General features: G+C 58.4%; 20 protein-coding genes and 1 tRNA gene. 10 read left to right on the forward strand and 11 right to left on the reverse strand.

The window, feature by feature from the left end; all coding sequences use genetic code 11:
• Positions 1–230: 230 nt before the first annotated feature.
• Entirely contained in the window at positions 231–1,559 is a 1,329-nt protein-coding gene (locus J5276_RS14395) for an MFS transporter (protein WP_209159310.1), read from the reverse strand.
• 306 nt (positions 1,560–1,865) lie between these two features.
• On the opposite strand from J5276_RS14395, the gene cyoA reads away from it, so the two are divergent.
• The 9 genes from cyoA to J5276_RS14440 all read left to right on the forward strand — a co-directional run bounded on the left by cyoA (position 1,866) and on the right by J5276_RS14440 (position 10,704).
• Entirely contained in the window at positions 1,866–2,939 is a 1,074-nt protein-coding gene (cyoA, locus tag J5276_RS14400) for a ubiquinol oxidase subunit II (protein ID WP_003514421.1), read from the forward strand.
• A gap of 76 nt (positions 2,940–3,015) precedes the next feature.
• Entirely contained in the window at positions 3,016–5,019 is a 2,004-nt protein-coding gene (gene cyoB / locus J5276_RS14405; RefSeq protein ID WP_003514419.1) for a cytochrome o ubiquinol oxidase subunit I, read from the forward strand.
• Positions 5,020–5,024: 5 nt separating this feature from the next.
• Complete coding sequence (cyoC, locus tag J5276_RS14410) at positions 5,025–5,651, forward strand: cytochrome o ubiquinol oxidase subunit III (RefSeq protein ID WP_003514417.1); 627 nt, start codon at positions 5,025–5,027, stop codon at positions 5,649–5,651.
• Positions 5,651–6,046: a cytochrome o ubiquinol oxidase subunit IV gene (cyoD, locus tag J5276_RS14415; RefSeq protein WP_003514416.1), complete on the forward strand. Its 396-nt coding sequence runs from the start codon at positions 5,651–5,653 to the stop codon at positions 6,044–6,046. Before cyoC ends, cyoD begins: the two co-directional genes overlap by 1 nt.
• Before the next feature lie 195 nt (positions 6,047–6,241).
• Positions 6,242–7,012, forward strand: a complete 771-nt coding sequence (locus J5276_RS14420) for an SURF1 family protein (RefSeq protein WP_112154871.1) — start codon at positions 6,242–6,244, stop codon at positions 7,010–7,012.
• Positions 7,013–7,126: 114 nt separating this feature from the next.
• Positions 7,127–8,347 carry a phosphopentomutase gene (locus J5276_RS14425; RefSeq protein ID WP_112154835.1) on the forward strand — a complete coding sequence of 407 codons (1,221 nt, stop codon included), beginning with the start codon at positions 7,127–7,129 and terminating at the stop codon, positions 8,345–8,347.
• Positions 8,344–9,321, forward strand: a complete 978-nt coding sequence (locus J5276_RS14430) for an adenosine deaminase (protein WP_013635251.1) — start codon at positions 8,344–8,346, stop codon at positions 9,319–9,321. The genes J5276_RS14425 and J5276_RS14430 overlap by 4 nt, the downstream gene beginning before the upstream one ends.
• A 96-nt stretch (positions 9,322–9,417) precedes the next feature.
• The gene (upp, locus tag J5276_RS14435; RefSeq protein ID WP_003493096.1) at positions 9,418–10,047 is read left to right on the forward strand and encodes a uracil phosphoribosyltransferase; all 630 of its coding nucleotides are present in this window, start codon (positions 9,418–9,420) and stop codon (positions 10,045–10,047) included.
• A gap of 135 nt (positions 10,048–10,182) precedes the next feature.
• Positions 10,183–10,704 (forward strand): TIGR02281 family clan AA aspartic protease, encoded by a 522-nt coding sequence (locus J5276_RS14440; protein ID WP_111804238.1) that lies wholly within the window; start codon positions 10,183–10,185, stop codon positions 10,702–10,704.
• On the opposite strand, the gene deoA is transcribed toward J5276_RS14440, so the two are convergent.
• The 10 genes from deoA to J5276_RS14490 all read right to left on the reverse strand — a co-directional run bounded on the left by deoA (position 10,697) and on the right by J5276_RS14490 (position 19,923).
• Positions 10,697–12,013: a thymidine phosphorylase gene (gene deoA, locus J5276_RS14445; RefSeq protein ID WP_112154836.1), complete on the reverse strand. Its 1,317-nt coding sequence runs from the start codon at positions 12,011–12,013 to the stop codon at positions 10,697–10,699. The genes J5276_RS14440 and deoA overlap by 8 nt on opposite strands.
• Positions 12,010–12,783, reverse strand: coding sequence for a deoxyribose-phosphate aldolase (deoC, locus tag J5276_RS14450; protein WP_003514408.1), 774 nt, complete (start codon positions 12,781–12,783; stop codon positions 12,010–12,012). The genes deoA and deoC overlap by 4 nt, the downstream gene beginning before the upstream one ends.
• Before the next feature lie 2 nt (positions 12,784–12,785).
• Positions 12,786–13,586, reverse strand: coding sequence for a purine-nucleoside phosphorylase (locus tag J5276_RS14455; protein WP_003514406.1), 801 nt, complete (start codon positions 13,584–13,586; stop codon positions 12,786–12,788).
• On the reverse strand, positions 13,586–13,975 hold the full coding sequence (locus J5276_RS14460; protein WP_019564546.1) for a cytidine deaminase: 390 nt from the start codon (positions 13,973–13,975) through the stop codon (positions 13,586–13,588). Before J5276_RS14460 ends, J5276_RS14455 begins: the two co-directional genes overlap by 1 nt.
• 19 nt (positions 13,976–13,994) lie before the next feature.
• The gene (locus tag J5276_RS14465; protein WP_003514401.1) at positions 13,995–14,966 is read right to left on the reverse strand and encodes an ABC transporter permease; all 972 of its coding nucleotides are present in this window, start codon (positions 14,964–14,966) and stop codon (positions 13,995–13,997) included.
• A gap of 6 nt (positions 14,967–14,972) precedes the next feature.
• Positions 14,973–16,076, reverse strand: coding sequence for an ABC transporter permease (locus J5276_RS14470; protein WP_003514397.1), 1,104 nt, complete (start codon positions 16,074–16,076; stop codon positions 14,973–14,975).
• Between the two features lie 7 nt (positions 16,077–16,083).
• On the reverse strand, positions 16,084–17,589 hold the full coding sequence (locus tag J5276_RS14475; RefSeq protein WP_003514394.1) for an ABC transporter ATP-binding protein: 1,506 nt from the start codon (positions 17,587–17,589) through the stop codon (positions 16,084–16,086).
• Positions 17,590–17,672: 83 nt separating this feature from the next.
• Positions 17,673–18,665, reverse strand: coding sequence for a BMP family protein (locus tag J5276_RS14480; RefSeq protein ID WP_209159309.1), 993 nt, complete (start codon positions 18,663–18,665; stop codon positions 17,673–17,675).
• Positions 18,666–18,879: 214 nt separating this feature from the next.
• Entirely contained in the window at positions 18,880–19,530 is a 651-nt protein-coding gene (gene msrA, locus J5276_RS14485) for a peptide-methionine (S)-S-oxide reductase MsrA (RefSeq protein WP_112154837.1), read from the reverse strand.
• Between the two features lie 75 nt (positions 19,531–19,605).
• The gene (locus tag J5276_RS14490; protein ID WP_112154872.1) at positions 19,606–19,923 is read right to left on the reverse strand and encodes a hypothetical protein; all 318 of its coding nucleotides are present in this window, start codon (positions 19,921–19,923) and stop codon (positions 19,606–19,608) included.
• A 220-nt stretch (positions 19,924–20,143) separates the two neighbouring features.
• Between J5276_RS14490 and J5276_RS14495 the strand changes: the two genes are divergently transcribed.
• Positions 20,144–20,233 (forward strand) — tRNA-Ser (locus J5276_RS14495).
• Positions 20,234–20,259: the final 26 nt, after the last annotated feature.

A 20,259-nucleotide genomic window follows, 5' to 3' on the forward strand; every position in this document is an offset into this window, starting at 1 on the left:
TTGGCCGCTTTCTCGCAAATAATGATCGTCATCGTTCGCATTGCGTTCCCTGATGGCCGGCAATTCCGGCAGTGAGACACATTGAATTACGTCAGTATTGCTTACATAATATTTCATGATTGGCCGAGTCAAGATTAAAATCGGTCCCACGCAATAAAAAAACAAAAACGCCGCGAAATCCGACAGGATTCCGCGGCGCGATGGCTGCAGAGATGTTTATATTGCCCTGCTCACTCCGAGGGCATGTCCAGCGTTCGGCTGAACCACAGTGCGACCAGTGTACAGACTGCACCCGACATCAGGTAAATGCCGACCGCAAACAGTCCGAATTTGGACGAAAATCCGAGCGCCACGAGCGGTGCAAAACCAGCGCCGATCAGCCACGAAATATCCGAGGTGAGCGAAGCGCCGGTATAACGGTATTCGCGGCTGAAGCGGGAGGCGAGCGCACCGCCCGCCTGGCCGAAGGACAGACCAAGCAATGCAAAGCCGACCAAGACGAAAAGATAGCGCCCTATATCGCCCGAACTCAGCAGAAGCGGCGCCACGAGGCTGAAAAGACCGATCAGCACTGCGGCGAAAGCCAGCAGCTTCCGCCGGCCGATTTTGTCGGCGAGAATACCAGACACGACGATCATGCCGCCGGCGATGATGGCGCTGACGAATTGCACGAACAGAAAGTCCGAAACCCGCTGGGTGGTATTGAGGGAAACCCAGCTCAGCGGGAAGACCGTGACAAGATGGAAGAGCGCGAAGCTTGCCAACGGCACGAAAGCGCCCGTCAGCACGACCGGAAACTGCGAGCGCAGCATCTTGAACACGGCGCGCGGCTCCAGCTCATGCTGTGCAAGCATGGACTGGAATTCCGGCGTGACAATCATGCGCAGGCGGGCAAAGAGCGCGAGAACATTGAGCGCCAGTGCAACGAAGAACGGGAAACGCCAGCCCCAGGCCAAGAATTCCGCGCTGGAGAGCTGCGTCACGAACACGATGAAGAATGCGCTGGCAAGACCAAAGCCCATCGCCGCACCAATTTGCGGCATCATGGCGTACCAGCCGCGCTGCTTCGGCGGTGCGTTCATGGCGAGGAGCGAGACAAGACCATCCCAGGCACCGCCGAGACCAAGTCCCTGACCGATACGGAATACCGCCAGAAGACAGGGGGCAAGCATGCCGGCTTCCGCATAGGACGGAAGAAAGCTGATCGCCATCGTGGAACCGCAAAGAGTGAACAGGGCCGCCATCAGCTTGACGGCACGGCCGAACTTTCGGTCGATCTGGAGGAAGATCAATGAACCGATCGGCCTAGCGATGAAGGCCAGCGAGAAGACCGCGAAGGAATAAAGCGTCGCCGTCAGCGGATCGACGAAGGAAAAGAAGACATGCGGAAAAACGAGCGCGGAGGCGATGGCGTAGATGAAAAAGTCGAAAAACTCCGTCATTCTCGCAAGAATGACAGCAATTGTAATGCGATCCGGATCGACCTTGACCGGATCGGTCCCATGTCCCTTCGCTTCCGGCGCCTGCCCAAAAGATGGAGCAGCATCAGTATAACTCATAATATCCCTCCTGCGTCATGGACGAACCATTTCCTGTAACGCGCCGGCTCCTCTTCCTTAGCGTTACGATGCGACGGATTGTCACACGCACCCTACGTAACGTCAATTGAAGTTTGATAAGAAAGGCTTGCCCCGCAAGCTCCCTATGCGATAATGCAGCCGCTCCGCCTTCAAACGCGGCTCCGCTAAGCCTATGGTGCATCGCGAAGGTTTCGCTGCACCGCGACAATATACCTCATTTCAAAAATGATGTTCGGCAATTAATCGCGGCATAATCCAAACTGTACGAGTTCAAAGAACGTGCGCATGATCAAGAAAATCACATCTGCCCTTCTGGCAATCCCCGCACTGCTGCTGCTTAGCGGCTGTAACCTCGTGGTGATGAACCCTTCGGGCGACGTCGCCATCCAGCAGCGCGACCTCATCATCACGTCCACGGTTCTGATGCTGCTCATCATCGTCCCGGTTATCGCCCTGACGCTGTTCTTCGCGTGGAAGTATCGCGAATCGGCGAAGGCCGAGGACTACGATCCCGAGTGGCATCACTCGACGCGCCTTGAAATGGTGATCTGGTCCGCCCCGGTCGCCATCATCCTGATGCTAGGCACGGTGACCTGGATTTCCACCCACCGTCTCGACCCCTACCGCCCGCTGGAGCGTATCGACGAAAACCGTCAGGTTACCGCCGAGACCAAGCCGCTTACGGTGGAAGTGGTGGCCATGGACTGGAAGTGGCTGTTCTTCTACCCCGAGCTCGGCATTGGCAGCGTCAATGAATTTGCAGCTCCGGTCGATGTTCCGATCAACTTCAAGATCACCGGCACGACCGCGATGAATTCGTTCTTCGTTCCGGCACTCGCCGGCCAGATCTACGCCATGGGTGGCATGCAGACCAAGCTGCACGCGGTCATCAACAAGGAAGGCGTTTATGACGGCTTCTCGGCCAACTTCTCCGGCCCTGGCTTCTCGCATATGCGCTTCAAGTTCCATGGTCTCAGCCAGCAAGGCTTCGATCAGTGGGTTGCGAAGATCAAGGATGGCGGCAAAGGCTTCGGCCGCCAGGAATATCTCGACTTTGCCAAGCCTTCGGAACGTGAGCCGGTGCAATATTTCGCCTCCGTCGATCCGCAGCTTTACGATGCCATCCTCAACCGCTGTGTCGAGCCCAACAAGCTCTGCATGCGTGACATGATGCATATCGACGCCAAGGGCGGCGGCGGCAAGGAAGGCATCGATATCGCCAAGGCGCTGAACTCCGTCGTCTGTACACCGCTTTCACCTTACGGTGTCGCGAGCGGACCCCAATCCACTCCGGCTGCGATCGAAGGACAGACTTTCGAACCCGCGGCGCTGCCGGAAACGAAACAAGTCGCTGGCTGACGGATAAGTCCCGGCATTATGCGGCGCGGCCAATGGCTGCGCCGATCTTATGTCTTAGAATCGCAAGAGGCTAAAAATGATCGTCAATTCCGATCAAACGTCATTCCTGTTCGGGAAGCTGACATGGGAGTCCATCCCGCTTCACGAGCCCATTCTCGTCGCGACCTTCGCGGCAGTGGCTCTGGGCGGCATCGCCGTCGTCGGCGCCCTCACCTATTTCCGGCTGTGGGGTTATCTCTGGAATGAATGGTTCACGAGCATCGATCACAAGAAGATCGGTATCATGTACATCATTCTGGCACTCGTCATGCTGCTGCGCGGTTTCGCAGATGCCATCATGATGCGCGTCCAGCAGGCGATCGCCTCTGGTGGATCGGAAGGCTATCTTCCGCCGCACCATTACGACCAGATTTTTACGGCCCATGGCGTCATCATGATCTTCTTCATGGCCATGCCGATGATCACCGGTCTAATGAACTTCGTCGTGCCGCTGCAAATCGGCGCCCGCGACGTTTCGTTCCCCTTCCTCAACAACTTCTCGTTCTGGATGACCACGGCCGGCGCCGTCATCACCATGATCTCGCTGTTCATCGGTGAATATGCGCAGACGGGCTGGCTTGCCTATCCGCCGCTTTCCGGCATTGATGGAAGTCCGGGCGTGGGTGTGGATTATTACATCTGGGGTCTGCAGATCGCCGGTGTGGGCACGACGCTCTCGGGTATCAACCTGATCGTCACGATCATCAAGATGCGCGCACCTGGCATGACCATGATGCGCCTGCCGATCTTCGTCTGGACGTCGCTGTGTTCGAACATCCTGATCGTGGCATCCTTCCCGATCCTCACCGGCACGCTCGCCCTTCTGACCCTTGACCGTTACGTTGGCACGAATTTCTTCACCAACGATCTCGGCGGCAACCCGATGATGTATGTCAACCTCATCTGGATCTGGGGCCATCCCGAAGTTTACATCCTGGTGCTGCCGGCCTTCGGCGTCTTCTCGGAAATCGTCTCGACCTTCTCCAACAAGCGTCTTTTCGGTTATGCCTCGATGGTCTATGCGACGGGTGTCATCACCATCCTCGCCTACATCGTTTGGCTGCACCACTTCTTCACCATGGGTTCCGGCGCAAGCGTCAACGCTTTCTTCGGCATCACCACGATGATCATATCGATCCCGACCGGTGCGAAGATCTTCAACTGGCTCTTCACCATGTACAAGGGCCGCATCAAGTTCGACGTTCCGATGCTGTGGACGATCGGTTTCATGATCACCTTCGTCATCGGCGGCATGACCGGCGTTCTTCTCGCTGTTCCGCCGGCGGACTTCGTGCTCCACAACTCGCTGTTCCTCATCGCCCACTTCCACAACACCATCATCGGTGGCGTGGTGTTCGGTGTGCTTGCGGGTATCGTCTACTGGTTCCCGAAGGCCTTCGGCTACCGCCTCGATCCGTTCTGGGGCAAGCTGTCCTTCTGGTTCTGGTTCATCGGCTTCTACTTCGCCTTCATGCCGCTCTACATTCTCGGCCTGATGGGTGTGACCCGCCGTATCAGCCAGTTCGAAGACAATTCGCTCCAGATCTGGTTCCTGATCGCAGCCTTCGGCGCCTTCCTGATCGCGCTTGGCATCGCTTCCTTCGTCATCCAGCTCATCGTCAGCTTCTTGAAGCGCGATCAGCTCCGTGACGTGACAGGCGATCCCTATCATGGGCGTACGCTGGAGTGGTCGACCTCGTCGCCTCCGCCTGCCTACAACTTCGCTTTCACGCCGGTTGTGCATGACGTCGACGCCTGGGCGGATATGAAGAAGCGCGGTTACGACCGTCCCAAGGAAGGCTTCATACCGATCCATATGCCGAAGAACACCGGTGCGGGCGTAATCATCAGCGCCATCAGCGTCGTGCTTGGCTTTGCCTTGGTGTGGCACATCTGGTGGCTGGCGGCTCTGTCCATGCTCGCCATCATCGCGGTCTCGATCGCCCATACCTTCAACTACAACCGCGAATACTACATTCCTGCCTCCGATGTTTCGACAGTCGAGGCGGAACGTACGAAGCTGCTTGCGGAACAGGCGTAACGAATATGGCTCATACACCTGCACAAAGCGCCGCGGGCGCGGAAACACCGGTCTTCTACCTGAAAGAAGACCACCATCCGGAGAACGGCACCTCGCTGGGCTTCTGGCTCTATCTGATGAGCGACTGCCTCATCTTCGCAACGCTGTTTGCCACCTATGCCGTTGTCGGCCGCAACTACGCGGCCGGCCCTTCGGGCGCAGATCTGTTCGATCTGAAGCTTGTGGCGATCAACACCGCCTTCCTGCTTTTCTCTTCCATCACCTATGGCTTCGCCATGCTGGAAATGGAAAAGCAGAAGGTGAAGACGACGCTGATCTGGCTCGGCATCACCGGTCTCTTCGGTCTCGCCTTCCTCGCCGTGGAACTTTACGAGTTCCATCACCTGATCGAAGAAGGTGCAGGTCCACAGCGTTCAGCGTTCCTTTCCGCCTTCTTCGCGCTGGTTGGAACGCACGGTCTGCACGTCACCTTCGGCGTGATCTGGCTCGTCACACTGATGTTCCAAGTCGCAAAACATGGTCTGATCGCCGCAAACAAGCGTCGCCTGATGTGCCTGTCGATGTTCTGGCACTTCCTTGACGTCATCTGGATCGGCGTCTTCTCCTTCGTTTATCTCATGGGAGTTCTTTGATGAGTTCCGAAGCACACGCACACCACGACGCGCATGGCGACGACCATCATCACCATGATGGCGCCAGCCACGGCACGTTCAAAAGCTACATGATCGGCTTCGTCCTGTCGGTCATCCTGACGGCGATCCCGTTCTGGCTGGTCATGGGCGACGTTCTTGAAAACAAGACGCTGCTGGTCATCGCGATCATGGGTCTCGGCGTCATCCAGATCTTCGTGCACATGATCTACTTCCTGCACATGGACACCAAGTCCGAAGGCGGCTGGACCTTCATGGCGCTGATCTTCACCGTCGTGGTGCTGCTGATCACGCTCTCCGGCTCACTCTGGGTCATGTACAACATGAACAAGAACATGATGCCGCTGCACATCGAGGATGTGAAAAACCTGCCCTGAGCAGCCATAGATCAACGGCCTGCCGGATTTCCGGCGGGCCGCTTTCTGCGCCAGCACACGACCCCCGCAGCGCATAACCCCATGAATCGTCGGCGCGATTTATGGGGTTATTTGCTGGAAGACCCGGATGCCGACAGCCGACAGCCGACAGTGTTGCCGCAGCAAACCGCATGGCCTTGCAAGGACTGTGAAACCATGACCGATCCGTCGACAACCGCCCCGCACACGCGACGCATCCGCCCCGCAGCAATCGTCGTCCTGCTTCTGACTATTGTACTGACAGGCTTCCTGCTGGCGCTTGGAACATGGCAGGTTCAACGCCTCTTCTGGAAGCTCGATCTCATCGAACGCGTCGAAGCTCGCGCCCATGCCGCACCTGTGGATGCACCGGCAGCCCGCGAATGGCCGGCCCTTGCCGATCCCGCAGAGTATGAATATCGCCGCGTGAAACTGTCCGGCACCTTCCTCAACGACAAGGAGGTCCAGGTCTATACGGTCAGCGATCTCGGCCCCGGCTACTGGGTGATGACGCCGCTGAGACGCGATGACGGATCGAATATCATCGTCAATCGTGGCTTCGTGCCTTCCGACAAACGCGATCCATCCTCGCGCCGCGAAGGGGAACCAACCGGGCAGGTCGAGATCGTCGGGCTGATGCGCGCGCCAGAAACCGGCGGGCTTTTCCTTCGAACCAACGATCCGGCAAATCGGCGCTGGTACTCCCGCAATATCCCGCAGATATCGCAGGCATCCGGCCTTTCCGGCGTGGCGCCCTTTTATGTCGATGCCGATGCGACGCCCAATCCGGGTGGCCTACCGGTCGGCGGCAAGACCATGCTCACCTTCCCCAACAACCACCTGTCGTACGCCATCACATGGTATATTCTGGCGGCCATGGTAATTGCCGCTGGATGGTATGTGCTGCGCAATCTCAACGCGCCGAAATCGAAACGGGAAGAGGATTGAACAGCCGGTTTTACCGGATGGTTCATAAAATCACTTCCTTCTTCACGTTTTGCTGATCTATAACGACAGTTCGGCCTGACATTGCCCGTCGGCGCATTTTCGTTTCGGTGAGTTATGGCAAGAGCATTTCTTCTCGTTCTGGATTCCTTCGGTGTCGGCGGTGCGCCTGACGCGGAGCATTATGGCGACCTCGGCGCCAATACGCTCGGTCATATCGCCGAATTCTGCGCGGCAGGTGCTGCCGACAGGCCTGGCCTTCGGGCGGGTCCGCTGAAGCTGCCCAACATGTCTTCGCTTGGTCTTCTGGAGATTGCGCGACAATCAAGCGGCGACATTCCCGCCGGCATGGAACCGCCGGAACGTATTTTCGGCCTGCATGGCTCTGCCAGCGAAATATCGAAGGGCAAGGATACGCCCTCAGGCCATTGGGAGATCGCGGGCACGCCCGTCACCTTCGACTGGGGCTACTTCCCGACAGAAGGCGACGCCTTTTCTCCCGAACTGGTGGAAGCCATCTGCACGCAAGCGGATATTCCAGGCATTCTCGGCAATTGCCACGCTTCCGGCACCGAGATCATCGCGAAGTTCGGCGAAGAGCATATCAGGAGCGGCAAGCCGATCTGCTACACCTCATCCGATTCCGTGTTCCAGATCGCCGCGCACGAGGCCCATTTCGGATTGCAGCGGCTCGTCACGCTCTGCGAGACGGTGCGCAAGCTGCTCGATCCGCTGAATATCGGCCGTGTCATTGCCCGTCCCTTCATCGGCGAGACGGTCGCAACCTTCGAACGCACCGGCAACCGCCGCGACTTCTCCGTTCCGCCGCCCGAACAGACATTGCTCGACCGCCTTGTGGAGGCTGGCAGGAAAGTGCACGCGATCGGCAAGATCGGCGATATCTATGCCCACAAGGGTGTCTCGCGCGTCATCAAGGCAAATGGCAACAGCGCCCTGATGGATGCAACGCTGCACGCTATTGACGAAGCCGAAAACGGCGATCTTGTCTTCACCAATTTCGTGGATTTCGACATGCTCTACGGCCATCGCCGCGATGTTGCCGGTTATGCGGCGGCGCTTGAAGCCTTCGATGCGCGCATTCCGGAAATCCATCGCAAAATGGCGCCGGGCGACATCGCCATTCTTACCGCTGACCATGGTTGCGATCCCACATGGCGGGGCACGGACCATACACGGGAAAGAGTCCCGATCATGGCATTCGGGCCGGGCATCCGCTCCCGCGATGTCGGCATTCGTTCAAGCTACGCCGACATCGGCGAGAGCATCGCCCACCATCTAGGTATCGAGGCCGGTTCGCACGGCAGGAGCTTCATTTGACATCGCATTTGCTGAAAGCGGAAATTCACTGCCACCTGGAAGGTGCGGCACCCCCTGCCCTCGTCGCAAAACAGGCCGAGAAATACGGCATAGACACCAGTAGCTTTCTGCGCGACGGCCAGTACGTCTGGTCGGATTTTGCGCAATTCATCCAGTGCTACGATGCGGTGGCGCAGGTGTTCAAGACCGATGAGGACTATGCGGTTCTGACGCAAACCTATCTGACCGAACTTGCCGAGGCCAATACGATCTATAGCGAGCTCATCATCTCGCCCGATCATGGCGACCGCATCGGGCTCGGCGCTGACGCCTATCTCTCCGGTATCGCCGAGGGCATCCGGATCGCGAAAGAAAAGACCGGTATCGAAACCCGCATCATCGTGACCGGCGAGCGGCATTTCGGTCCTGAACGGGTCATCGCGGCGGCTGAATATGCAGCACGGACGAAACACCCGCTGGTGACCGGTTTCAACATGGCGGGCGAGGAGCGCATGGGCCGCGTCGCCGATTACGCACGCGCCTTCGACATTGCCCGCGATGCCGGCCTTGGGCTGACCATCCATGCGGGTGAGGTCTGCGGACCGGAAAGCGTCGTCGATGCGCTCGACCTCGTAAAGCCGTCGCGCATCGGGCATGGCGTGCGCGCCATCGAAGACGCCGCTCTCGTCGCCCGGCTGGTTGAGGCGGGAACAGTGCTTGAGGTCTGCCCCGGATCAAATATCGCGCTCAACGTTTATCCCGATTTCGGCAGCCATCCGCTGAGGGCGTTGCGCGATGCCGGGGTGCGCGTCTGCATCAGTTCCGACGATCCGCCATTCTTCTTTACCTCGCTTGCCCGGGAATACGCGCTGGCTGCGGATGCTTTCGGTTTCAGCGATGCCGAGATCAACCGCATGACCCGAACCGCACTGGAAAGCGCCTTTGTGGATGAAGTCACACGCGCCCGGCTGCTTGCGAAACTCGATAGCCACTAGGCATCGGTTGGCGGGGTAAAACCGCGAAGAAGGCTTGCGAAAAGCCTGCTTTCGGTGAATTACAGGGGCACAGGATAAAAAAGGAAGGCCAGTTTCATGGACGGCGTCACAGTCATCGAACATCCGCTGGTGCGGCACAAACTTACCATCATGCGCAAGAAGGAAACCTCGACAGCCGGCTTCCGCCGCCTGCTCAGGGAAATCTCGACGCTGCTCTGCTATGAAGTGACGCGCGACCTTGAAATGACGATGGAAACCATCGATACGCCGCTCGAAACCATCGAGGCTCCGGTGCTGGAGGGCAAGAAGCTGGTTTTCGCCTCCATCCTGCGTGCCGGCAACGGCCTTCTGGAAGGCATGCTCGAACTCGTGCCTTCGGCGCGTGTTGCGCATATCGGTGTGTATCGCGATCACGATACGCTGGAGGCGGTCGAATATTACTTCAAGGCTCCCGAAAGCCTCGATGCCCGCCTTATCATCGTCGTCGATCCAATGCTGGCGACCGGCAATTCCTCCATCGCTGCGGTTGAAAAGCTGAAAGAGCGGGGCGCGAAGAACATCCGCTTCCTGTGTCTGCTGGCTGCACCCGAAGGCATCAAGAATTTCCGTGAAGCGCATCCCGATGTGCCGATCTATACTGCCGCAATCGACAAGCAGCTGAATGAAAAGGGTTATATCGTTCCCGGCCTCGGCGATGCGGGCGACCGCATGTACGGCACGAAATAACACCGTTCATCATCGCTTAACCGTTTGAGCCATTCGCCGACCAACAAGCGGCGAATGGCTTTTTTCTTTTAAGATTTCAGCACGTTTTGCGTCTATTCTGCATAGGGATAACCCTGCCTTCTCAGGAGCGACGACTTGCTGGCGCGTACGATTTTTCTGCTTATCGGTCTTTCGGTCAGCGCCACGCAGATTCCGGCGCTGGTGGAAAAATTTCAGCCGCGCCCGGAAGCCACGGTGGAAAAAGCCGAAGTCAAATCGGAAGCCGTCAAACCGGAGCCCGTTTCGCTTGGTGGCGTCAATCTGAAAGCGGACGCACGCGGCCACTTCAACGCCGCCTTCCGTATCAACGGTAAATCTTTCGACGGGCTTGTCGATACCGGCGCCTCCATGGTTGCCATCAATGAGACGATCGCCCGGCGGCTCGGTTTCGGCGTCAACAGCCTCGATTTCAAATATCCGATCTCAACCGCCAACGGCCAGACCATGGCGGCCTATCTGAAGCTCGACCGGGTGGAAATCGGCACGATCCGCGTTCAGAATGTCGACGCCATGGTGCTGAAAGATAATGCGTTGAGCAACATGCTTGTTGGCATGAGCTTCCTGAAACAACTATCGTCATTCAAGGTATCGGGTGGCGAAATGAGGCTGGTCAGGTAATTCGCTCGAGGACCACAGTGCTGGTTTCCATCGCAGTGTCAGCAACCCCATAGCAGGCCGTAATCCTTTTGACGGCAAGTTCCGCTTCTTGCTTAGAGGCCGCATGGACGCAGGCGAGTGGTTCGCCTTTTTCCACTTTTGTGCCGAGCGGCAGGATATCGGAAATCCCGACCGAAGGGTCGATCTTGTCTGACGGCATTCTTCTGCCGCCGCCAAGCTCGACAACGACCATGCCGAGATCGCGCGTCGCACAGGATGCCAGCCAGCCGCTGCGCTCAGCCGAAACCGGGAGAATGACCGGCGCCGATGGCAGGTAACGCGATGGATGATCGACAAAGTCCGCAGGCCCGCCAAGTGCTGCGACCATTTTCGCAAAGACTTCCATGGCACGCCCGGAGGAAAGGGCGGCCTCAGCCAGCGCCTCGCCTTCATCCAGAGTGGCCGCGCTGCCCGCTTGCACCAGCATTTCCGCAGCAAAGGCAAGAACCACCTTTTCGAGACGTGTTCCAGCCTTGCGGCCAGCCAGAAAGTCCAGGCAATTGACGATTTCGACCGCATTGCCTGCGGCATCGCCAAGCGGCTGGTTCATGTCGGTTATAAGAGCCGTCGTCGGCAGGCCTGCGCCATTTGCCACATCGACCAGCGCGACGGCGAGATTACGGGCATCCTCCACACTCTGCATGAAAGCGCCGTTGCCGACCTTCACATCCAGAACCAGCGTCTGAAGTCCGGCCGCAAGCTTCTTCGATAGAATGGAGGCGGTGATCAACGGGATGGAATCTACCGTCGCGGTCACGTCCCTGATAGCATAGAGGCGCTTGTCTGCGGGGGCGAGATCGCCCGTCTGGCCGATGATGGCACAGCCGACCGTCTTGACCGTCCGGCGGAACAGGGCTTCGTCCGGCATCACATCGTAACCGGGGATCGCTTCCAGCTTGTCGAGCGTGCCGCCGGTATGGCCAAGGCCCCTGCCGGAAATCATCGGCACCGCAAGACCGCAGGCGGCAACGATCGGGGCGAGCATCAGGGAGACGTTGTCGCCGACGCCGCCGGTCGAGTGCTTGTCCGCCACCGGCCTGCCAATATCGTTCCAGGACAGGACATCACCGCTGTCGCGCATGGCGAGTGTCAGCGCCACCATCTCGTCGCGGTTCATACCCCGGAAAAACACCGCCATGGCAAAGGCAGCGGCCTGGCCTTCCGATATGCCGTCCTTGGACAGCGCCTCGATGAAAGCGGCAATCTCCTGCGGCGCAAGAGACAGGCCATCACGTTTGCGGCGGATGATTTCCTGCGGGATCAAGCTCAATACCCGCTGGCGGCCTTGGCCGGTTCGCCGCCGGCCAGCACGTTCAGGACATCATCGAGAACGCCGGAAGCGCCGAAGCGGAACGTGGACGGCATGGCCCAGTCGGGCGCCATGATTGTTTCCGCCAGCCGCAGATAAAGCGTGGCGTCTTCCACCGTGCCGACACCGCCGGCAGGCTTGAAGCCCACCTTCTGCCTGCTGTCGCGGATCGCCTGCAACATGATATCGGCGGCTTCCAGCGTGGCGTTGATGGCGACCTTGCCTGTTGAGGTCTTGATGAAATCGGCCCCTTCGGCAATGGCGAGTTCGGAAGCACGACGAATGAGAGCCTTGTCCTTCAGCTCGCCGGTTTCGAGAATGACCTTGAGAAGAACGGGTGCGACGCAGACCTTGCGTACGGCAGCCACCATCTCGGAAACAGCCGTTTCATCGCCTGCTATGAACTTACGATAGGGGATGACCAGATCGATTTCGTCGGCACCGTCGCGGATAGCCGCCTCGGTCTCCGCCACCACGGTCGCAACATCCAGATCGCCCGACGGAAAATTGACGACCGTGGCGATACGGATCGCATGGTCTTTTCCGAAAGCGGCACGCGCCTGGGCGACGAAACGCGGCCAGATGCAGATCGCGGCGGTATTGCCGTATTCGGTATGAGCCCTCTGGCACAAAGCAGCAATCTGCTCGGGCGTGCAGTCTTCCTTGAGGTTGGTCAGGTCCAGCAAGGATAATGTCAGGGCAGCCGCTTCGCGCGGACGCTGGAGTTCCATGGTCACGCTCCTCCTGCGATCATTTCTTTCAAGATGGCGGCAAGCCTCTTGCCGCCTACCGGAGCCATGTCCTTGGTTTCCTCATGGCTCAGTTCAGCGCCAGTCATGCCGGCACCGTAATTGGTAATAACCGATGCGGCGGCAACGCGCATCCCGAAAAAGCGGGCGAGGATGACTTCCGGCACGGTGGACATGCCGACGGCATCCGCACCCAGCAGCCGCGCCATGCGGATTTCCGCCGGCGTTTCGAAGCTCGGGCCGGAAAACCACATATAGACGCCGCCGAACAAGGGCACCGTCGCGCGGATCGCGGCATTACGCATGGCGAGCATCAGGTCTGGATCATAAGCCGTGGTCATGCCGACGAAGCGGTTGTCGCTCTCTTCGCCAATCAGCGGGTTCATGCCGGAATAATTGATATGATCGGTGATCTGCATGACCGAGCCGGGCGGTATGTCCTGCCTGACCGAGCCTGCAGAATTGGTGAGGATGAGCGACTGCACGCCAAGACCGGCGAGCGCCTCAATGACCGCGCGCATGGCGGCCGGATCGCCTTTTTCGTAATAGTGCACCCGGCCGGACAGCATCATCACCGGCTCGCCACCGAGATATCCGGCCACCAACTCGCCCGCATGGCCAGAAACGCCGCTTGCAGGGAAACCGGGAAGTTCGGCATAGGGCACGCGGATCGCATCGCTGACCTCGTCCACCAGCGACCCCAGGCCTGAGCCCAGCACGATGGCGATGCGCGGCATCAGGCCATTCAGACGCTCCACCAGAATATCGATCAGCGTATCCGGCATCAGGGCAGCTCGGTCTTGAAGCTGAAGGGCAAAAGTTCATCCATGGTCATGACTTTCTGAACACCGGTTTCGTCACAGAGATAGACCTTGGTGTCTGGCGAGGCGAATTCGGCGATCTTCTGCCGGCAGCCGCCGCAGGGCGGGCAAAGAGCAAGCTTTTCCGCGATGACGGCGATCTCGCTTATCTTCTTTGCTCCACCCATGATCATGGCGCTGATGGCCGAAGGCTCGGCGCACCAGCCTTGAGGGAAGGAGAGGTTCTCGATATTGGCGCCCTTGTAGATCTTACCGTCTTCAGCGCGGATTGCCGCACCGACAGGGAATTTCGAATAGGGCGCATGGGCAAAGGCCATGGCCTCCACCGCTGCCTCGAACAACTGATGGGACATTGGTTCACGGGACATGGATTTAACGCTCCTTCGCATAGGCAACGCCACCGGCCTTGGGGGGCTTGGCGACGCCGATGAAACCGGCAAGCAGGATGCAGGTCAGAATATAGGGCATGGCCTGGAAAATCTGCACCGGCACTTCACCGATACCCGGCACGGATTTGCCCTGCATGAAGTTGGCGAAAGCGTCCAGGAAACCGAAGAGCAGGCATGCGAACATGACCGGCACCGGCTTCCATTTCGCGAAGATCAGCGCGGCGAGTGCGATATAGCCCTTACCGGCCGACATGTTGGCGATGAAGGCCGCCGATTGCGCAACGGCGAGATAGGCGCCCGAGAAACCGCAGAGGAAGCCGGCAACGATGACGGCGCGGTAACGCATCCATGTCACCGAAATGCCCGCCGTATCGACCGCGCCCGGATTTTCACCCACCGCGCGCAGGCGAAGGCCGAAACGGGTACGGTAAAGCACCCACCAGGACAGCGGCACCGCCAGAAAGGCGAGATAGGTCAGGATATTGTTGCCGGAAATGACATTGGCGTAGAGCGGGCCGATGAAAGGCACTTCGCGCATCGCATCCGCACCGGGCAGGATGATCGGTGCGAAACGGCCTTCGCCCGGCAATTGCGGCGTGCGCCCGCCCTGCCCGAACCACGCCTGCCCCAGAACCACCGTCAGACCGGCGGCAATGAAGTTGAGCGCCACGCCCGACACGATCTGGTTGCCGCGATTTGTGATGACGGCAAAGCCGTGGATCAGCGAAAACAGGATGGAGACGGCAATGCCCGCAAGCAGGCCGGCCCAGGGATTTGCGGTGAGATAGGCGACACAAGCCGAAGCAAAGGCTGCCGCCAGCATCTTGCCTTCAAGGCCGATATCGAACACGCCCGCGCGTTCGGAAAACAGCCCGGCAAGCGCCGTGAACAGAAGCGGGATGGTGAGACGGACGGTCGAGCCGAGAATGCTGACCAGCATATCGAAGAAATCCATATCAGCTCACCCCTTTGCCAAGCGCTGGTAGATGCGGACGATAGCCGGCCGGTACATGTATTCGAGCGCGCCGGCAAACAGGATAACCAGACCCTGGATGACGACGATCATCTCACGAGTAATATTCGGCATCTCGAAAGAGAGGTCTGCACCACCCTGATAGAGAATGCCGAACAGCAGCGCCGAAAACAGGATGCCGAGCGGGTGGCTTCGCCCCATCAGCGACACGGCGATGCCGACGAAACCCGCACCGCCGACAAATTCCACCTGCAAGCGGGCGGAAGCTCCCATGACCGGGTTCAGCGCCATCATACCTGCCAGACCGCCGGAAATGAGCATGGCGATGATGACGGTGCGCGCATAGGGAATGCCGGCATAGACGGCGGCCGAGGGGCTGACGCCGAGCGTGCGCATCTCATAACCGAGCTTGGTGCGCCAGATCAGCACCCAGACGAGAAAACACATGACCAGTGCAATGATGAAGGAGACGTTGAACGGCGCCGGCCCGAGCTTCAGGCCGAACAGCGCCATCAGCCAGTCGAGCTTCGGCAATTGCCCACCTGGCAGAAAGGTGCGCGTTTCCGGCGCCATCTTGCCCGGCACGATCAGCACGTTCACCAGCAGATAGACCATCAACGCCGCAGCGATGAAGTTGAACATGATGGTGGTTATGACGACGTGGCTACCGCGTTTTGCCTGCAGCCATGCCGGAATAAACGCCCAGGCCGCGCCGAAAACCGCAGCGCCGATGATGGCGAAGGGCATCGTCACATACCACGGCACATAACGGTCGAGCGCCAGCGCCACCAACGCCGCGCCCAATCCACCAATATAGGCCTGACCTTCAGAACCGATGTTGAACAGACCGGCATGGAAGGCGACCGCCACAGAGAGGCCGGTGAAGATGAAACTCGTCGTATAAAACAGCGTGAAGCCGATGGCATCGCCACGACCTAGCGCCCCTTCGATGAGCAGGCGAAGCGCCGCGAGCGGATTTTCACCGATCGACCAGACGACGAGGCCGGAAATCAGAAATGCGGTAACTACATTTAAAAACGGCAGGAGGCCGTAGGTGATCCAGTTTGGCAGGGGTACGGAAGCGGTGCTCATTCATGCCTCATGCGGCGATGCCGGCCATCATCAGGCCCAGCGTCTGTTCTTCGGCTTCCGCCGTTTTTTCTCCAACGACACGCCCGGCGAACATGACCATGATCCGGTCCGAAAGGGAACGGATTTCATCGAGTTCGACCGAAACCAGCAAGATCGCCTTGCCGGCATCGCGCATTTCGATGATGCGGCGATGGATGAATTCGATGGCGCCGATATCCACACCGCGGGTCGGCTGGCCGATGATCAGCATCTTGGGGTCACGCTCGATTTCGCGGGCAACGACGATCTTCTGCTGGTTGCCGCCGGAAAAATTGGCGGTCTTCAGCTGCGGGTTCGGCGGGCGGATATCGTATTTCTCGATTTTTTCGACCGCATCCTTGCGGATGGCCTCGGGGTTGAGGAAAGGGCCTTTGCCGTATCGCTCGTCATGGTGATAGCCGAGGATGGAATTTTCATATTCCTCGAATTTCAGCACCAGCCCCATATGGTGCCGGTCTTCCGGAATATGTGCGAGACCGAGTTCGCGCAGAATGGACGGATCGGGTCGGTCAACCTTCTGCCCGGCCACCCATATCTCGCCTGAGTAAGGCTTGCGGATGCCTGCGATCGCTTCGAGAAGTTCGGACTGGCCATTGCCGGCCACACCGGCGATGCCGACGATTTCACCGGCGCGGACATCGAGCGAGACATCGTCCACCATGGTGACGCCGCGGCTGTCCTTGACGGTCAGATTACGGATGGAAAGGAGAACTTCGCCCGGCGTCGTCTCGCCTTTTTCCACCCGCAGCAGCACGCGACGGCCGACCATCAGTTCGGCCAGTTCCTCAACGCTGGTTTCGGAGGTTTTGCGGGTCGCCACCATTTCGCCGCGGCGCATGACGGAGACGGAATCCGTGATCGCCATGATCTCGCGCAGCTTGTGGGTGATGAGGATGACGGTTTTGCCCTGCTCACGCAGGACACCGAGGATCTTGAAAAGATGATCGGCTTCCGCAGGCGTGAGAACGCCGGTCGGCTCGTCGAGGATCAGGATTTCGGCGCCACGATACATGGCTTTCAGGATTTCGACGCGCTGTTGCAGGCCGACCGGCAGTTCCTCGATCACAGCATCCGGATCGACTTCCAGCCCGTAGTCGTCTTCAAGGCGCTTCAACTCCTTGCGCGCAGCAGCCCTCCCCTTGGCAAGCGATGCGCCGCCTTCCGCGCCCAGCATGACGTTTTCCAGCACGGTGAAATTTTCCACCAGCATGAAATGCTGATGCACCATGCCGATGCCAGCACTGATCGCAGCCTGGCTGTCGCGGATCGATACCGGCGCGCCGTTTACCCGGATTTCACCGGCATCAGCCTGGTAAAAACCGTAGAGGATCGACATCAGGGTCGATTTTCCGGCACCGTTTTCCCCGATGATGCCGTGGATCGTACCCTTGGCAACGGTCAGGTTGATATTCTTATTGGCGTGAACGGCACCGAATTTTTTATCGATGCCCACGAGTTCGATTGCTGGGTCCATACTCAAACCGAAACCTCTCCGAAGGCTGGATATGAAAAGGGCGCAAGGTGAAAAATCACCATGCGCCCCAGACACATATCATATCATTTCGGGCAGGAATTGTCCGCCATGTAGTCATGAACCTTGATGGTGCCGGCAATGATGTCGGCCTTCGCCTTGTCCACGGCGGCGGTCATTTCCGGCGAGATCAGGGCCTTGTTGTTGTCGTCGAGAGCATAGGCAACGCCGTCTTCCTTGACGCCGAGAGCAACGATGCCGGGGGTGAACTTGTCGTCCTTGGCATCCTTGTAGGCGTTGTAGACAGCCAGATCGACGCGCTTGACCATCGAGGTCAGAACCGAGCCGGGGTGCAGGTGGTTCTGGTTGGAATCGACGCCGATCGAGAATTTCTTGTTGTCGGCAGCGGTCTGCAACACGCCGATACCGGTCGCACCGGCTGCCGCGTAGATCACGTCAGCGCCCTGGTCGATCTGGTTCTTGGTCAGTTCGCCACCGCGCACCGGATCATTCCAGGCCGCACCCGTGGTGCCGGTCATGTTCTGGAAGACTTCGATCTTGTCGTTGGCAGCCTTGGCGCCCTGCGCATAACCACAGGCGAATTTACGGATCAGCGGAATATCCATGCCGCCGATGAAGCCGACCTTACCGGTCTTGGAGGCCATGCCTGCCAGAAGACCGACGAGATAAGAGCCTTCGTGCTCCTTGTAGACGACCGAGCGGACATTCGGCAGCTCGACGACGGAATCGACGATGACGAACTTGGTGTCAGGGAATTCGGCTGCAACCTTTTCCATGGCCGACGTCCAGGCGAAGGACACGGCAACAACCGGGTTAAAGCCCTTGCTGGCGAAGTTGCGGATAGCCTGCTCGCCCTGCGTATCGCTGGTCGGTTCAAAATCGCGGAACTCGATGCCCGTTTCTGCCTTGAACTTCTCAGCGCCAGCCGCGGCGGCTTCGTTGAACGACTTGTCGAACTTGCCGCCCGTACCATAAACCAATGCCGGCTTGATATCGGCAGCAAGCGCGGAAGCCGACATGGCGGCGAGCGCAAAAAGCGTCAGAAGGGATTTTTTCATTGTGCAGCCCTGTTGTTGCAATTGATATTTTAAGGGTCCTCCCGCAAACCCGTTGACCGGGAATGTCTGCGGAACCGCCAGCCGTTATCCCGGCTGTGCTTGGCTCATATCCTTGCATGGCTCAATGAAAAATTCATCCGGTTTTTTTGACCCGGTGGAAAAACTTTATTCTGGCGTTTTTTTGGTCTTTCCACCTGGGCAACGTGCAAAAAATCTAGCCGATATTGCAGCTTACGCCGGTTCCCCTGAGGCCGCAGTAGCCGCCCGGATTCTTGGCAAGATATTGCTGGTGATAGTCTTCCGCGTAATAAAATGTTTCAAGCGGTCCAATTTCGGTGGTGATGGCGCGGCCATGCCCCGCCTCGTCCAAAGCCTGCTGAAAAGTGTCGTGCGCCTTCTGCGCCTGCTGCAACTGGCCTTCGGTATTGGCATAGATGGCGGAACGATAGGTCGTGCCGACATCGTTTCCCTGCCGCATCCCTTGCGTCGGATCATGCTCCTCGAAGAATATCTTGAGCAGCCCTGACAGCGAGATGACGGTCGGATCGTAGACGACCTTGACCACTTCGGCGTGGCCCGTCTGGCCCGTCGTCGTCTCCTGATAGGTGGGATTGCGGGTAAAACCGCCGGCGTAACCCACCGCCGTCACCCACACACCCGGCGTCTGCCAGAACAGGCGCTCCGCACCCCAGAAGCAACCCATACCCAGATAGATGATTTCCAAACCATCGGGATAAGGCCCCTTCAAGGGCCGACCATTGACGAAATGGGTCTCGGGCACGGCAAGCGCCTCTTCACGGCCGGGCAAAGCCGTCTCTTCGGTCGGCATCGTCGTCTTTTTTGAAAGCGTATCGAACAGGAACATTCGGTCCTCCGTGCGGCCGATTATGCCGCTTCTCAGGGTTCACATCTGCGGGGCGCGCGCTGTCAGTTGATAAATTCAGACTGACGAACGCCTCATCACTTTGCGCTTCCTGTAACCGGCCATCCAGCAAAGCAGGGATAGCGCGAGGAAAAAAGCAAATGCCGGCAGTCCCGACAGGGCATTTTCAATGAAGCGCCACGCTTCAGGGTGAATATAGTGAGCCAAGGCCGTTTCCACCATGGTGCGCGAGGCAGGAAGAAGATAGTTCCAGACGGACAGGATGCCGGTGATATTGACCGAGGATGTGGAAACCGAGCGGATCGAATCGAGTACGCCAAGAAAAACAGCTGCAGTGAGAAGAAGAAAGCTCAAAAACCGCAAAAAAGCTTTCATCAGGATACCTCGGTTGCGGCCCGTCGTTTCGACAGCCATGTTTTGAAAGATATATTGCATCGATAAAGGCGGGAAAACCGGTTTGCAATCGCATCGGAAGGCAGGAAATTGCCGACAATTCAAAAAACTGTCAGATTCGTGTTGATCCCAGCGAATTCATCGGTATATATCGCGCCGTTCCAGTGATTTGCATTCCTCAAAACATGCAGATTTGAAAAAAGGACAGGTGGCCGAGTGGTTTAAGGCGCACGCCTGGAACGCGTGTGTGCGTGAAAGCGTACCGTGGGTTCGAATCCCACCCTGTCCGCCATTTCACCTCACCTCAATGACTTTATA

The organism is Agrobacterium sp. S7/73, from assembly GCF_019355535.1.
Taxonomy (GTDB): domain Bacteria; phylum Pseudomonadota; class Alphaproteobacteria; order Rhizobiales; family Rhizobiaceae; genus Agrobacterium; species Agrobacterium tumefaciens.